Source organism: Pseudomonas sp. O230, assembly GCF_045447035.1.
Classification (GTDB): domain Bacteria; phylum Pseudomonadota; class Gammaproteobacteria; order Pseudomonadales; family Pseudomonadaceae; genus Aquipseudomonas.
Genome location: NZ_JBJGXN010000001.1, coordinates 181,450 through 196,366, shown reverse-complemented (window position 1 = coordinate 196,366; position 14,917 = coordinate 181,450). Strand labels below are relative to the sequence as shown.

General features: G+C 59.2%; 11 protein-coding genes. 5 read left to right on the top strand and 6 right to left on the bottom strand.

Features of this window, described 5'->3' with window-relative positions:
* Positions 1-58 precede the first annotated feature (58 nt).
* Positions 59-958, bottom strand: coding sequence for a homocysteine S-methyltransferase family protein (locus tag ACI77H_RS00950; RefSeq protein WP_407009949.1), 900 nt, complete (start codon positions 956-958; stop codon positions 59-61).
* Positions 959-1,069: 111 nt separating this feature from the next.
* On the opposite strand from ACI77H_RS00950, the gene ACI77H_RS00945 reads away from it, so the two are divergent.
* From ACI77H_RS00945 to ACI77H_RS00935, 3 genes are all read left to right on the top strand, one after another.
* Positions 1,070-1,891 carry an ABC transporter substrate-binding protein gene (locus ACI77H_RS00945; RefSeq protein ID WP_407009948.1) on the top strand — a complete coding sequence of 274 codons (822 nt, stop codon included), beginning with the start codon at positions 1,070-1,072 and terminating at the stop codon, positions 1,889-1,891.
* A complete protein-coding gene (locus ACI77H_RS00940; protein ID WP_407009947.1) occupies positions 1,888-2,724 on the top strand; it encodes an amino acid ABC transporter permease in 837 nt (278 codons plus the stop codon). Before ACI77H_RS00945 ends, ACI77H_RS00940 begins: the two co-directional genes overlap by 4 nt.
* 332 nt (positions 2,725-3,056) lie before the next feature.
* On the top strand, positions 3,057-5,390 hold the full coding sequence (locus ACI77H_RS00935; RefSeq protein ID WP_407009946.1) for an autotransporter domain-containing protein: 2,334 nt from the start codon (positions 3,057-3,059) through the stop codon (positions 5,388-5,390).
* A gap of 78 nt (positions 5,391-5,468) precedes the next feature.
* On the opposite strand, the gene oadA is transcribed toward ACI77H_RS00935, so the two are convergent.
* Together oadA and ACI77H_RS00925 are read right to left on the bottom strand one after the other, a co-directional pair.
* A complete protein-coding gene (oadA, locus tag ACI77H_RS00930) occupies positions 5,469-7,277 on the bottom strand; it encodes a sodium-extruding oxaloacetate decarboxylase subunit alpha (protein ID WP_407009945.1) in 1,809 nt (602 codons plus the stop codon).
* An 11-nt stretch (positions 7,278-7,288) separates the two neighbouring features.
* On the bottom strand, positions 7,289-8,704 hold the full coding sequence (locus tag ACI77H_RS00925) for an acetyl-CoA carboxylase biotin carboxylase subunit (RefSeq protein WP_407009944.1): 1,416 nt from the start codon (positions 8,702-8,704) through the stop codon (positions 7,289-7,291).
* Between the two features lie 190 nt (positions 8,705-8,894).
* Here ACI77H_RS00925 and ACI77H_RS00920 point away from each other — a divergent pair, with 190 nt between their 5' ends.
* Positions 8,895-9,857 carry a LysR family transcriptional regulator gene (locus ACI77H_RS00920; protein ID WP_017341587.1) on the top strand — a complete coding sequence of 321 codons (963 nt, stop codon included), beginning with the start codon at positions 8,895-8,897 and terminating at the stop codon, positions 9,855-9,857.
* Here the strand turns inward: ACI77H_RS00920 and ACI77H_RS00915 are convergent.
* Both ACI77H_RS00915 and hexR read right to left on the bottom strand, forming a co-directional pair.
* Complete coding sequence (locus ACI77H_RS00915; RefSeq protein WP_008030742.1) at positions 9,799-10,008, bottom strand: PA3496 family putative envelope integrity protein; 210 nt, start codon at positions 10,006-10,008, stop codon at positions 9,799-9,801. The two genes, ACI77H_RS00920 and ACI77H_RS00915, sit on opposite strands and share 59 nt — an antisense overlap.
* 198 nt (positions 10,009-10,206) lie before the next feature.
* Entirely contained in the window at positions 10,207-11,073 is an 867-nt protein-coding gene (hexR, locus tag ACI77H_RS00910; RefSeq protein ID WP_008027445.1) for a transcriptional regulator HexR, read from the bottom strand.
* A 353-nt stretch (positions 11,074-11,426) separates the two neighbouring features.
* Between hexR and ACI77H_RS00905 the strand changes: the two genes are divergently transcribed.
* Complete coding sequence (locus tag ACI77H_RS00905) at positions 11,427-11,741, top strand: hypothetical protein (protein WP_407009943.1); 315 nt, start codon at positions 11,427-11,429, stop codon at positions 11,739-11,741.
* Between the two features lie 60 nt (positions 11,742-11,801).
* Here ACI77H_RS00905 and ACI77H_RS00900 read toward each other — a convergent pair whose 3' ends face one another.
* Positions 11,802-14,669 carry an EAL domain-containing protein gene (locus ACI77H_RS00900; protein WP_407009942.1) on the bottom strand — a complete coding sequence of 956 codons (2,868 nt, stop codon included), beginning with the start codon at positions 14,667-14,669 and terminating at the stop codon, positions 11,802-11,804.
* Between the last annotated feature and the right edge of the window lie 248 nt (positions 14,670-14,917).

The window sequence follows — 14,917 nt, the reverse complement described above, 5'->3', positions numbered from 1 at the left end:
AATTTGTGATCAGCCCCAATCCAATGGGGGAGCGAGACCGGCTTGCCGGCGATTGGCTTCACCCCAACTTCTGGGCCAGCACCGCAATATGCTCCGGCCCAATCCCACAGCACCCGCCCAAATGGCTGGCGCCGCGCTTCTGCCAATCGGCCGCCCAATGCAGATAACCCGGCGGATCAAGGTCCTCGCGCAACGGGTCGAGACCGTCATTGGCCGTCGCCTCTTTCGGTTGCGGCGGGAAGGCATTGGCGTAAGCGCCGATGTGAATCTTCACCCCCAAACGCTCGAACGTTTCCCGCGCCGCATCAATCGCCGCACCAATCACTTCCGGCTGACTGCAGTTGAACAGCAACGTCTCGACGCCCAGCTCGGCAGCCACCGCAGCCGCTTCAGCCACAGGCTCACCGGAGCGTAAGCGCGGGACTTCGTCTGTGTCCTCATCCTTCAGGGTAAAAGACAGCCAGAACGGCTTGCCGTCTTTCGGCAGACCGGCGTGAATCGCTCGCGCCTCAACGATCGAACTCTGGGTTTCCGCCAGCCACAAATCAACATGGGGTCCCAGGCCTTTTACCAGCGGCGTCAGCAGTTCAGTTACCCGACTGGCGTCGAACAGGTCTGGGCGGTAGGAGCCAAACAGCGGCGGCAGTGAACCTGCCAGGCGGACCGGTTTGCCCGAGGCATCAACCGCACGCCGTGCCAGCTCACCGGCCAGCGCTGCAAGCGCCTGCCCCTCAGCAGCAAAACGCTCTTCGCCAATGTGAAACGGCACCACCGCGTAACTGTTGCTGGTGATCACGTTCGCACCGCTTTCGATATAAGCCGCGTGCACCGCTTCCACCGCCTGCGGCGCTTCGCTCAAGGCCAGCGCCGACCACTCGGGCTGCCTGAACGGCGCACCCCGGCGCTGCAACTCACGACCCATGCCGCCATCCAGAATCACCGTGCTTGCTGCGCCCATATGCTTTTCACTCATAAGCTTATGAAAAAAACTCACTACCGGAGTCATATTTATAACTATTTAATACGTACCATTCGGTGAATAACAACCAATTTTTTTCAGGGATCGACTGTGAAACTTCAACCACTCCTGGCCCTGGGCCTGACGATTCTGGCCGCCTCCACCCAAGCCTTCGGTGGCGCCACGCTGGACCGCATCGAGCAAAAGAAAGAACTGGTCGGCGTGCTGATGGAAAGCTATCCACCCTTCTCGTTCCTCAATGACCAGAACCAACTCGACGGCTTCGACGTTGATGTGGCCAAAGCCGTGGCGAACAAACTCGGGGTCAAACTGCGCCTCGAAACCCCTTCCTGGGACGTGATCGCCGCCGGCCGCTGGAGCGGACGCTATGACATTTGCATTTGCTCCATGACCCCGAGCAAGGCCCGCGCCGAAGTCTTCGACTTCCCGGTCGAGTACTACGCCTCACCTGCGGTGATTGTGGTCAACGCCAAGGACGACAGCATCCACAGCGCCAAGGACCTGAGCGGCAAGAAAGTCGGCCTCACCAGCGCCTCCAGTTATGAAAGCTACCTGAACAAAAACCTGGTGATCGAAGGGGCCGAAGACACGCAGTTGCAGTATCCCTTCGAGAATGTGCAAATCGCCCCGTACGACACCGACAACGTGGCGTTCCAGGACTTGGGGCTGGGCGCGGGCGTGCGACTGGATGCGGTCCTCACCAACCTGGTCACCGCGCAGCCGCGACTGACCGAAGACAAACGCTTCAAGCTCGCCGGCGAACCGCTGTACTCGGAGCCAAACTCGGTGGCCATCGAAAAAGGCGACGCGCAGTGGGACGCCAAGGTGCGTGACGTATTCGCGCAACTCAGACAGGACGGCACCCTGAGCAAGCTCTCGCAAAAATGGATCGGCGCCGACATCAGCAAATGACTTCCTTTCCCAATCCACCTCAGCCGCCCGAACCGGTGGCTGAGTCTCGGCTGCAACGGATCTTCGGTTTTCGCACGCGGCTATACCTGACCTGGGCGGCAATGCTGGGTCTGTTCGCCAGTTTTTTCCTGAGCTTCGACCTGAAGTTCTCGATCATCCTCGACAAACTGCCCAACCTGATCGGCCTGCACCTGGCGCCAAACGGCTTTCTGCAGGGCGCGGCGCTGACACTGTTTTTGTGCCTGTGCTCGATCCTCGCGTCGTCGCTGCTGGGCTTCATCACGGCCATTGCACGGCTGTCGAAAAGCGCTGTGGCCTTCGGGATTGCGAGTTTTTACGCCTCGTTCTTTCGCGGCACCCCTTTGCTGATCCAGATCCTGCTGATCTACCTGGGTCTGCCGCAACTCGGCATCGTGCCGGGCGCCGTCGTCGCCGGCATCATCGCCCTGTCGCTGAACTACGGCGCGTACCTGAGCGAAATCTTCCGCGCCGGCATCCTCGGCGTCCCCCACGGCCAACGCGAAGCCTCGCTGGCGCTGGGCATGCGCGAAACCGTGATCTTCTGGCGCGTCACCCTGCCGCAAGCCATGCGCACCATCATCCCGCCGACCACCAATCAATTCATCTCGATGCTCAAAGACTCGTCACTGATCTCGGTGATGGGCGTTTGGGAAGTGATGTTTCTGGCGCAATCGTATGGGCGGTCGAGCTATCGGTATATCGAGATGCTGACGACGGCGGCGATTATTTACTGGGTGATGTCGATTGGGTTGGAGCTGATTCAGGCGCGGATGGAGCGGCATTACGGGAAGGCGTATTTGAGCCGTAGCTAGGGAAGGATTGCAGCTTTCCAACATACGCAGCTCTTGTAGGAGCCGGCCTGCTGGCGATAGCGATCTCAAGGACGCCATCGCCGGCTAGCCGGGCTCTCCAGAGCAATCAGCTATGGGTAGACGAGTTTCCAGGCCTTAACAAACAGACCGGTCCTGAAATGCTGTAGGCAAAAACGCTGGCTCATGAAGGTCGCTACGCGAATAGACCTCAACGCCAAATTTTAGCTACAACCGAATGTCCAAGACCCTGCAAAGATGCCCGAAACGCCCGGCATTCAAGCACTGGGCTTGCCTCCTAAAGTTCGACCTCCTGAAAAACGAGGTCGCACTCAATGCCCAAGCCTTACACCCATCGCCCGCACCGACTCGCATTAGCAATCGCGCTCACACTCGGCAGCATCGAGCTGTCCATGGCTCAGCAAGCAGAGCCTGTTACCGTCATCGAAGCTCCCGTCAAGAAGACTAGTGCAGCGCCTTGGCCTAAAAAAGACGACCTTCTGGCGATCAGAAACTTCATAGGCCCGATGTCGCATGCCGTCAACGCCGCTGCGCCTGAACCGAAAGAACCGTCCATTCCGGTGGAATCCGCTCCACCGGCTCATGAACCTGTGGATCTTGCTGCAGACCTTTACGCGTTTCCCGAAACGCCCAACGATTCACGCTTGCCAAACCTGCCCGAAACAGTCGCAGAGCACATCACCGCAGAGCCGATCATCAATGACCCGTTAGCAACCGGGAAATTGCCCCCTTCGATGGATCAGCATGATGAAACTCACAAGACACCTGACACCCCTTTCGAACCGGTAAACGGCGACGTCCCGCTTACGTTCGAGGACTTTGCGAAAGCCGACACAACCAAGCGCACTGTTGCTTCAGGGCAGTACGCAAGCATCGACGGAGTCTCGCTGGCGCTAGGGGACGAAAATGACCTGTTGATCATCAACAAGGGCGCCAGCTTTTCAGGGGAAATACAGGGCGCAGAGGGGGTGAACGGCATACTCCTGGACTCACCCGAAGGCGGCATACTCGGCCAGACCCGAAACTTTCTTGGCTTGCGAGTCGCCCAAGGCGCCTGGACGTTGATCGGCACAGGTGACTTTGGCTTGGGAGCAGAAGTGTTGAGCGGTGCGAAGCTGTTCAACAGGGGCAGTATCGCGGGGGACGTCGGCGTTTTCGAGGGCGGCACCTACGGTGGGCACGGTGAAGTTCGCGACCTGTTTGTAGACGGTACGCTAATGGTCACTGAGCTGTTGGGGGCGCCCCACGTCAAAAGAAACCTGACCCTTACGGAAGACGCCACACTGTCTTACGCGGTAACCGCCGCCGGTAAAATACCGACCCTTGTTGTCGACGGTGTAGCCGAGCTTTGGAACTCCTCTCTGAATCTCGTCGCACTGCCGGGCAGCTATTCCACCAGCAACGTATATACCCTGCTCCGGGCCAGCAAAGTGAACGGTGAGTTCGATCATGTCACCAGCAATCTGGCGTACTTGACTCCAAAACTATTCCAGTCCGAAACCGAGGTGATGCTGCAATACGCTCGCAATGAATTGCCGTTGGGGTACTTCGCCCTAAACGACAACAGCGAGAACTTTGGCCAGAGTGTTGTGGAACCTGCCGCCTCAGCAAATGCCGCCATTGCTGCCCTCCTCGGTTCGACCGTGGACACTGCGGCCAATGCCCTCGATCAACTCGCTGGTGACAACACCGCCAATCTCGCCAAGATGACCCTGAACAGCGACGCCCCGATCAGCGCCAGCCTGCTTTCGGCCATGCGTCAGTTGGATAGCGCCGATAGCAAACCCGGCAGGCGAAACAACGCGCCTCGCTTGGCTGCCGGCAGCGAAAACGACGGTAGAGTCTGGCTGCAAGCGCTGGGACACGGTGGGAAAGTGGATCGCGACTATGACGCTCTGCGCCATTCCACCAAGGGTCTGGTCGTGGGAGCCGATTGGGCAATTGATGAGGAATGGCGCTTGGGTGTGATCGGCGGCAAATCCGACACTCGCCTGGATAGCCGCACACTCGATGGTGACCTTGATAGCTGGCATTTGGGGGCCTATGCAGTGCGTCAGAATGGACCGCAGGCGCTGCGTTTGGGGCTCACCCATAGCAGCCACGATGGCCGGACCAAACGTCGAGTAGCCTTCAATGGATTCAGCGACAATCCCAAAGGTCAGTACGAGGCCAATACGCAGCAAGTCTTCGCAGAAGCGGGTTACAACCTGGGGCGCGACGTCTACCGCATCGAACCGTTCGCCAGCCTCGGCTATCAGCGCTACCAACGCGACGGCTACACGGAAAAAGGTGGGGATGCGACCCTGAAAGTCTTGGGACAAACGCGCAACAACGTCAACAGTACCTTCGGTCTGCGCGTGGCGAAGCTCAATACGTTCGATAACGGCATGCAGTTGACCCCGCGTTTCAGCGCAGGCTGGAAGCAGACTTACGGTGAACTCGAGAGCCACACCCGACAAAAACTGGCGACGGGTGGCACGCGCTTCACCGTAGAAGGTGCACCGCTGGATCGTCACAGCGTGGTGCTCGATGCCGGGCTCGACCTGTCTCTTTCGGCGCGGCATACGTTGGGCGTTGGCGCCACCGGAGAGATCGGCACCGACAGCCGAAACCATGGCGTCACGGGCCAATGGCGAATGACCTTCTAACCCTCACAAATCCCGGGCGAAAAAAAAGGGGAGCACATGCCCCCCCGAGGTTTAAAGCGTTACATCGAGGCTGTTAACTCAGCCTTCGATCTCGATCAGTATTTCGCCCGGATTCACCCGATCGCCCTTGGCCACGTGGATGGCGGTGACTTTGCCGGCGATGGCCGCCTGCACTTCGGTCTCCATCTTCATCGCTTCGGTGATCAGCACGGCCTGGCCGGCTTTCACCACATCGCCTTCCTTGACCAGCACGTCGACGATGTTGCCCGGCATGGTGGTGCTGACGTGGCCCGGCGCAGTGGCTTGCTTGCGCTTGCTGCTGCCGCCGCTGACGAATTCGTTGAGTGGCTCGAAAACCACTTCCTCAGGCATGCCGTCGATGGACAGGTAGAAGTGACGCTTGCCTTCAGCCTTGACGCCGACACCGGTGATGTCGACGCGATAGGTTTCGCCGTGGACGTCGATGACGAACTCGGTCGGCACGCCTTCGCCACCGGCAGAGGCTACGCCACCCGCTTCTGGAATCGGCAACAGCACTTCCGGGGTGAGCGTGCCGGCAGCGCGTTCTTCGAGGAATTTGCGGCCGATGTCCGGGAACATCGCGTAGGTCAGCACGTCCTCTTCAGACTTGGCCACGGCGCCGATTTCGGCACGCAGCTTGGTCATTTCCGGCTTGAGCAGGTCGGCCGGACGAACGTCGATCACTTCTTCGCTGCCAATGGCCTGGCGACGCAGTTTTTCGTTCACGGTGCCTGGCGCCTTGCCGTAGCCGCCTTGCAGGTAAAGCTTCACTTCGTTGGTGATGGTTTTGTAGCGCTCGCCGGCCAGCACGTTGAAGAACGCCTGGGTGCCGACGATCTGCGAGGTCGGGGTCACCAGCGGCGGGAAGCCGAGGTCCTCGCGAACGCGCGGGATTTCCGCCAGCACTTCCCCCATGCGGTTCAGCGCGCCCTGCTCTTTCAACTGGTTGGCCAGGTTGGAGATCATCCCGCCCGGCACCTGGTTAACTTGCACACGGGTGTCGACGGCGGTGAATTCGCTTTCGAACTGGTGGTACTTCTTGCGCACGGCGTAGAAGTACAGCCCGATCTCTTGCAGCAGCTCCAGGTTCAGGCCGGTGTCGAACTCGCTGCCTTTAAGGGCGGCAACCATCGACTCGGTGCCTGGGTGGCTGGTGCCCCAAGCGAAACTGGAGATGGCGGTGTCGATGTGGTCGGCACCGTTTTCGATGGCCTTGAGTTGGCACATCGCAGCCAGACCAGCGGTATCGTGCGAGTGAATGAACACCGGCAGCGACTGCTCGGATTTCAATGCCTTGACCAGTTCGCCAGTGGCGTAAGGGGTCAACAGGCCCGCCATGTCCTTGATCGCCACCGAGTCGCAACCCATGGCTTCCATCTGCTTGGCTTGCGCCACGAACGCCTCGATGGTGTGCACCGGGCTGGTGGTGTAAGCGATGGTGCCCTGGGCGTGTTTGCCCGCCGCTTTGACCGCTTCGATGGCCACGCGCAGGTTACGCACGTCGTTCATCGCGTCGAAGATGCGGAACACGTCGATGCCGTTGACCGCAGCCTTGGCGACGAAGGCTTTGACTACGTCATCGCTGTAGTGGCGATAGCCCAGCAGGTTCTGGCCACGCAGGAGCATTTGCAGGCGCGTGTTAGGCAGCGCCGCGCGCAGTTGACGCAGACGTTCCCACGGGTCTTCTTTGAGGAAGCGCACGCAGGCGTCGAACGTCGCGCCGCCCCAGCATTCCAGCGACCAGTAGCCAACTTTGTCGAGCTTGTCGCAGATCGGCAGCATGTCTTCGGTGCGCATGCGGGTGGCGAGCAGCGATTGGTGGGCGTCGCGCAGGATGGTGTCGGTAACGTGGATTTGCTTGCTCATTGTTCTTTTCCTCACAGGCCTGCGTGGGCGGCGATGGCGGCGGCGATGGCCAGGGCCAGCTCTTCGGGTTTGCGCTTGATCGAGTAGTTGGTCAGTTCAGGGTGGGCTTCAACGAAGCTGGTGTTGAACTGGCCGCTGCGGAATTCCGGGTTACGCAGGATTTCCTGATAGTAGGCGGCGGTGGTCTTGACCCCTTGCAGACGCATGTCGTCGAGGGCGCGCAAGCCACGGTCCATCGCTTCTTCCCAGGTCAGCGCCCACACCACCAATTTCAGACACATGGAGTCGTAGAACGGCGGAATGGTGTAGCCGGTGTAGATCGCCGTGTCGGTACGCACACCAGGACCGCCGGGTGCGTAGTAACGGGTGATCTTGCCGAAGCTCGGCAGGAAGTTGTTTTTCGGGTCTTCGGCGTTGATCCGGAATTGCAGGGCGAAACCGCGGTGCTGGATGTCTTCCTGTTTCACCGAAAGCGGCAGGCCGGACGCGATGCGGATCTGTTCACGCACGATGTCGATGCCGGTGATTTCTTCGGTGATGGTGTGTTCCACCTGCACCCGGGTGTTCATCTCCATGAAGTACACCTCGCCCTCAGCGAGCAGGAACTCCACGGTACCGGCGTTCTCGTAGCCCACAGCCTTGGCCGCACGCACCGACAGGTCGCCGATGTAGGCACGCTGTTCCGGGGTCAGTTGCGGGCTCGGGGCGATTTCGATCAGCTTCTGGTTACGGCGCTGGATCGAGCAGTCGCGCTCGAACAGGTGCACCACGTTGCCAAAGCTGTCGCCGAGGATCTGCGCTTCGATGTGTTTGGGGTTGACGATGCATTTTTCGAGGAACACTTCCGCCGAACCGAAGGCCTTGGTGGCTTCGGAAATGACCCGAGGGAATGCTTGTTCAAGTTCTTCGCGGCTGTCGCAGCGACGGATACCACGGCCACCACCACCGGAAGTCGCCTTGAGCATCACCGGATAACCGATGCGGTCGCCTTCGATCAAAGCTTCGGCGATGTCCGCGACGTTGCCCTCGGTGCCTGGGGTGACGGGGACGCCAGCCTTGATCATGCTGCGACGGGCCTCAGTCTTGTCGCCCATGCGGCGAATCACTTCAGCCGATGGACCGATGAACTTGATCCCGCGTTCTGCGCAGATATCTGCCAGTTCAGCGTTTTCCGAGAGGAAACCATAGCCGGGATGCAACGCATCACAACCGGTTTCTACCGCCAGATTCACCAGCTTGCGCGCGTTCAGGTAACCGGCCAGCGGCTCGGCACCGATGCTGTGGGCTTCATCCGCGCGCTTCACATGCAAGGCATGGCGGTCGGCGTCGGAATAGATCGCGACCGAGCGAATGCCCATCTCGGCGCAGGCACGCACGATTCGTACGGCAATCTCACCACGGTTGGCGATCAGGATCTTTGTTATCACTTGGAGTTTCCCTTGAGCCGGTGGTACCCACGACCTGTTAGACCAGGTCGACGCGTGACCAAATGTTTCAATTTGGTCGCAGGCCCACACTAGTCCCCACAAGGAATAAACAAAAATGATTAATTATTGGGTCAGGCATAAGTAAAGACTTATAGTTGATTCATCAGCCTGCGGCGGGAGCGTTCAAATAATGCGTAAGTCATTGATGCGTATGACATTACGTCAATTGCAAATCTTCAATGAGGTCTGTGATTTACGGTCATATAGCCGCGCGGCCGACGAAATGTCGCTTACACAACCTGCTGTGAGCTTACAAATTCGTCAACTTGAGGAGCTGATTGGTCAGCCGCTGTTCGATTACGTCGGCAAAAAACTCTATATGACGGAAGCTGCCGAAGCCCTCCAGCGCGCCAGCCGGGATATTTTCGGACGCCTGGAAAACCTCGACATGCAGCTCTCGGACATGCAGGGATCGTTGCAAGGCCAATTGAAACTGGCGGTGGAATCCAGCGCCAAGTATTTCGTGCCACACCTGTTTGCCGCGTTCAAACGCCAGCATCCTGAAGTGAACCTGCAATTGACGGTGGTCAACCGTGGGCAAGTGATCCGGCGTCTCTCCGACAACCGCGATGACCTGGTGATCATGTCCATGGTGCCGCAGGACATGGGGCTGGAGTTTCTGCCGTTCCTCAACAATCCGATCGTGGCCGTGGCACCGCCGGATCATCCGCTGTGCCACATGGGCCCGCTACGTTTGCAGGACCTCGAACCCTACACGCTGCTACTGCGTGAACCCGGCTCGGGTACGCGACTGGCGTGCGAAGAGTATTTCAAGGAAAAGCGCGTGCACTTCAACCAGACCCAGGAGGTCGCATCGGCCGAAGCGCAACGTGAATGTGTGCTGGCGGGTCTGGGCGTTGCGCTGTTGACGCGCCACGCCCTGAACCTTGAATTGGCGACCGGTGGACTGATCGAGCTACCGGTCGAAGAACTGCCGCTGTTTCGCAGTTGGTGCCTGGTGCAGGCCAAGGCCAAACGGCTGTCGCCGGTGGCCCACGCATTCCTTGCGTTTATCCGCAGCGAACGGGTGCAGATCAGCGCCCTGGTTGAGCGTTTCGACGGGAAGTTGCGGGCGCTGCCTGCCAGTAATTGAGTTCCAGCTCAGGAAAATCACCGATCTCGGCCAGCAGCTGGCGGCGTTCGCAGCGATCTTCGATGGCGCGGCGAAACTCCATGCGCCGCTGGTCTTCTTGCTGACGACGGGTTTTGACGGCGCTGTTGCGTTCTTCGTAGGGCTGGGCCATTTCGAGTCTCCCAAGGCGAGTACGGGAGTTACAGGATGGGCGCGAGGGATGACGGTTTGGCGGCGGGCGGGTTACAGGCAGATGAAAGTTGTCGTGTTTGAGGACGCCTTCGCGGGCAAGCCTCGCTCACAGGAGAACGCGGTCAACTGTGGGAGCGAGCCCGCTCGCGATTAAGGTCGGAACGACCTTACGACGACGTCAGTCGTCGAGGGCTTTCACCGACTTGGGAGACAACCGCAAGCTGCGCAGGCTGCGCTTGACGCTCTTGAGGTGGTTGACCAGGCTCGGCCCGCGCGCCATGGCCACGCCCATCGCCAACACGTCGATCACCACCAGGTGGGCGATGCGCGAGGTCAGCGGCGTATAGATTTCGGTGTCTTCGTGCACATCGATCGCGAGATTGACAGTCGACAGTTCGGCCAGCGGTGTCTGACTCGGGCACAGGGTGATCAGCGAGGCGCCGCTTTCGCGCACCAGGTTGGCCGTGATCAGCAGGTCCTTGGAGCGCCCCGACTGGGAAATACAGATCGCCACGTCAGTCGGCTTCAACGTGACCGCCGACATCGCTTGCATGTGCGGGTCGGAATACGCGGCCGCCGTCAGCAGCAAACGGAAGAATTTGTGCTGGGCATCCGCCGCCACTGCACCCGAGGCGCCAAAGCCGTAAAACTCGACACGCTGAGCCTGGGACATCAGCGACACCGCGCGCTGCAATTCCACCGGATCGAGCTTCTCGCGAACCTCCATCAGGGTATGCAGAGTGGTATCGAAGATTTTCAGGCTGTAGTCGGCGACAGAATCGTCTTCATGGATCGCAAACTGGCCGAAGCTCGCGCCCGCCGCGAGGCTCTGCGCCAGCTTCAACTTCAGATCCTGAAACCCGGAACAACCGATGGCGCGGCAGAACCGCACGATGGTCGGCTCGCTGATGCCAACGCTGTGGGCCAGGTCGGCCATGGAGCTGTGCATCACCGCCGCCGGGTCAAGCAGCACGTGGTCGGCGACCTTGAGCTCCGACTTGCGTAACAGGTGGCGTGACTGGGCGATGTGTTGCAGCAGATTCAAGGGGCTGGACTCTTTGTTATTGGCATGCGCCGGGGATGTAGCAAGCTTGTAGTTATACTACATGAATTGGCCTTTTGCCTGCTCAATGCGTAACCGAATCCCTCGTTTTCAGGCGTGCGCGCTTCATGTAGCACTCATTGCCAGCGCTTCAGTGCAACCGAAGCACACCCTTGAGGCTGATACCTCCTCTGATCGACCTACTCGAAGTTTTCGTAGCTTAGTTGCCAGAACAACAAAGTAATTAAACACCCACACTTACAAATACAACTAATAAACCTCTTCCAAAAACAACTTAGCCTAGTTACTTTGATCGGGCAGGACGCAATCAAACTTAATTACAGGAGTTACACACCATGAGCATTAAAACCAAAAACTGGACCGCACAAATTGACCGCATGCCTGGCGCCGCTTCTTTCCGTGCCTTCGGCACCGTAACCGTTGCACACACAGGCATTACCCCTAAACTGGTAATGACGGATCTTCAGGATAAATCCTTTGATCTGCGACTGGAGTTGCTGCTTGAGAACTCTAACGACATTTCGCTACAAGTTGAAACAGACAAAATTGTCGAATATAAATCGCTGGGGGACTCCAATGTTTCCGGTGTGAGCATTTTCTATAAAGGTGAAAAAATTCACCACATCGATAAAGTGCTGATTACCAACTAAGTCTATAAACACCTTCCCGTCACTTTATGTGGCGGCAAGGTCTGATTGCGCAACGCACTTTCAGTGGGTCGATTGCGCTCGCAGAAGGTCCGCCAACCCACCCGCTTCTATCGGGCGACTGATCAGATAACCCTGCACTTCATCACAACGCTCAGCCTGCAAAAACTCGAGCTGCTCAGTGCGCTCCACGCCTTCAGCCACTACCTTCAACGACAATCCGTGAGCCATGGCAATGATCGCCCGGGTGATCGCGGCATCCACACTGCCCTCCCCCAGACCGCGGATAAACGCCTGATCGATCTTCACGTAATCCACCGGAATGCGCTTGAGGTAGCTCAAGGACGAATACCCGGTGCCAAAATCGTCGATAGCCAGTTTCACCCCAATATCACGCAACTGCTGGAAGGTCGCGATGATGTGTTCGACGCTGTCCAGCAACTGGCTTTCAGTGAGCTCCAGTTCGAGGTAGTGCGGCGCCAGGCCGGTTTCCTCCAACACCTGGCGCACCAGGCTGACCAGCTTGCCCTGCCGCAACTGATGCACCGACAAATTGACCGACACCCGAATCGGTTCCAGCCCCTGACGCTGCCATTCGCAGGCCTGCCAGCACGCCTGACGCAACACGAACTCGCCGATCGGGCCGATCAGGCCGGTTTCCTCGGCCAGGCCGATAAAGTCTCCTGGCGGCACGCTGCCCATGGTCGGGTGATCCCAGCGCACCAAAGCCTCGGCGGCATTCAGCCGGCCCGTGGCGAGACAGAGTTTCGGTTGGTAAAACACTTTCAGTTGTTTTTCTTCGATGGCTTTACGCAGTTGGTTTTCCAGCTGCAAGCGCTCAAGCGTGCTGGCTTGCAGACTGTCGGTGTAGAACTGGAAATTGTTGCCGCCCAGGTGTTTGGCATGTTGCATGGCCATGTTCGACTGACTCACCAGCGCGGAGATCTCCCGTGCGTTGTCCGGCAACATGCTGATGCCCATGGAGGCGCTGACCACCAGTTCATGCCCCTCGACGGTCACCGGCAAACGCAGCTTGGTCGACAGGCGAGTCGCGACCCGCGCCAGGCTCGACAGGTTGCCGTAAGCGTCGAACAGGACGGCGAACTCGTCGCCAGACAATCGAGCGATGGTGTCCGCTTCCGGCAGTGCGTTGACTAGCCGCCGGGCCATTTTCTGCAACAGCTGATCGGCGACTTCATGGCCAAGGCTGTCGTTGAGCAACTTGAAGCGATCAAGGTTGATGTGCAACAACGCGAGGCTGCGTCCGCCCTGACGCACACGTTGATGGGCTTCGCGCAACCTTTCGCGGAACAGCGAACGGTTCGCCAGGCCGGTCAGTTCGTCGTAGTGAGTCAGGTAGCGCATGCGCTCTTCGGATTCGCGTCGCGCCGAGAGATCGGCGAAGAAGCCGACTATATGACTGACATTTCCCCGCGTATCCCGCACTGCGTTCAATTGCAGCCACTGCGGATACAGTTCGCCGTTCTTGCGCGTCTCAACCAACTCGCCCTGCCAACTGCCGTGTTGCTCCAGCGCCTGATGAATCGCCCCGTAGTGGCGACGGGCATCGCGAGTGCACGGCAACTCCACGACGTTGCGCCCGAGCATGTCGTCGATGTCATAGCCCGTTAAGCGGCTGAACGCCTGGTTTACCGCGATAAGTGCGTAATTCGGATCGAAAATCATGATGCCTTCGCTGGCGGCCTCGAACACCGTCGCCGCCAGTTGCTGCTGGGCTTCCTGACTTTTGCTGGCGCTGATGTCGCGGCGGGTGCCGACCATGCGGATCACCCGGCCGTTTTCACTGCGCTCAACCGCTCGCCCGCGGTCCTCGATCCAGACCCAATGACCATCGCCATGGCGCACGCGGTATTCAATCTGGTAGTCCTCGCTGCGGCCCTTCAAATGCTCGACCAGCGCGCGCCTCAGCGACGGCAAGTCCTCGGGATGCAGGCGCGGCTTGAGGTGACGCAGCATGGCCGTGACGAATTCCGGCGCCAGGCCGAACAATTCCTGAATATGGGTGTGATGGACTTCGTCGGTTTGCAGGTTCCAGTCCCATAGCCCCAGCTCACTGGCCTTCAAGGCCAGCGCCAGGCGTGCCTCACTTTTGCTCAGGGCCTGGTTGGCCGCATCCAGCTCCAGGCTGCGCTGGGCGACGCGGCTTTCCAGTCCAATCTGAATTTCTCGCAACTCGTCTTCGGCACGACGGCGCTGATCGATTTCTTTGGCCAGATCGTGGTTCAACTGGTCGCTACAGCTCTGGGCCTGCTGCAAGTGCTCGATCAATGCCTGATTCTGGAAGCGGCGCAACAACCCACGGTCAATCAGCCGATTGACCTGCCAGGCGACCACGCTCAACGCCCCCAGCAAAATCAGGCCGAACCAGCCCCAACCCTGCTCCTGCTCGTCACCGCCCCAGAATAGATAGGCAATGGCCGGCAACAGGCACGGCAAGGTGAAGGACAGGAAGGCTGGCAGGCTGACCGCGTAGGCCACGCTGGCCGAAAGGGCTGCCGCGCCGATCAGGCCGAACACCCAGGCTTGCTGGATGAAATTGTCGGCGGGCACCAGGGCAATGCCGGCGCCGGCCAGGGTCAGGCCGGTCATGGCCGAGCCGAGCAAAAACATGCGCCGCCAGACCGGATGGGCCTGACGGTTGGGAATGGCCGAATCGAACGCGGCGACCTGAATTACCCGCAACGCCACCAGCGACAACAGCCACACCAGCCAGACGCTGACCAGAAAGTAGCGCTGCGGACTCCAAAGCAATCCCGCACACACCAGGCCATTGATCAGCATGAACAGCGTCGGCAACAGCGAGCCTTGATAAAGCAGGCGCGTGCGCTCGACCGCCATTTCCATGGCGTACTGTTTGCGGATAACCCGGGGCTCCACAGTGGGGCCCGACAGGTCGGAGCTGAGGGTCATAGGCAATGTTCTTGTTCTTATAATGATGAGCATGAGCCCGAAACGTGGACGGAGCATACACAAGCCAATGCCCTTACCAAACTGCTCCAGATCATAAATGCGACAAAAGTCTGGAGGCCCTTTGCCCCCCGAAAACGCTGGAAGCGAGCCCCGCCAACGCCTGCAGCCAGTGACCGACCGGTCGTCCTGCGCGTATCTTTCATCGGCTAAAGCAAAGCGGGGTTTGCCCGGTGTGACGTCGCCCCCTA

What these genes read in the sequence shown, in the direction of transcription:
- ACI77H_RS00950 (WP_407009949.1), bottom strand. Translation starts at nt 958, where the DNA reads ATGGGCGCAGCAAGCACGGTGATTCTGGATGGCGGCATGGGTCGTGAG.
- ACI77H_RS00940 (WP_407009947.1), top strand. Translation starts at nt 1,888, where the DNA reads ATGACTTCCTTTCCCAATCCACCTCAGCCGCCCGAACCGGTGGCTGAG.
- ACI77H_RS00935 (WP_407009946.1), top strand. Translation starts at nt 3,057, where the DNA reads ATGCCCAAGCCTTACACCCATCGCCCGCACCGACTCGCATTAGCAATC.
- oadA (WP_407009945.1), bottom strand. Translation starts at nt 7,277, where the DNA reads ATGAGCAAGCAAATCCACGTTACCGACACCATCCTGCGCGACGCCCAC.
- ACI77H_RS00920 (WP_017341587.1), top strand. Translation starts at nt 8,895, where the DNA reads ATGCGTAAGTCATTGATGCGTATGACATTACGTCAATTGCAAATCTTC.
- ACI77H_RS00915 (WP_008030742.1), bottom strand. Translation starts at nt 10,008, where the DNA reads ATGGCCCAGCCCTACGAAGAACGCAACAGCGCCGTCAAAACCCGTCGT.
- ACI77H_RS00905 (WP_407009943.1), top strand. Translation starts at nt 11,427, where the DNA reads ATGAGCATTAAAACCAAAAACTGGACCGCACAAATTGACCGCATGCCT.
- ACI77H_RS00900 (WP_407009942.1), bottom strand. Translation starts at nt 14,669, where the DNA reads ATGACCCTCAGCTCCGACCTGTCGGGCCCCACTGTGGAGCCCCGGGTT.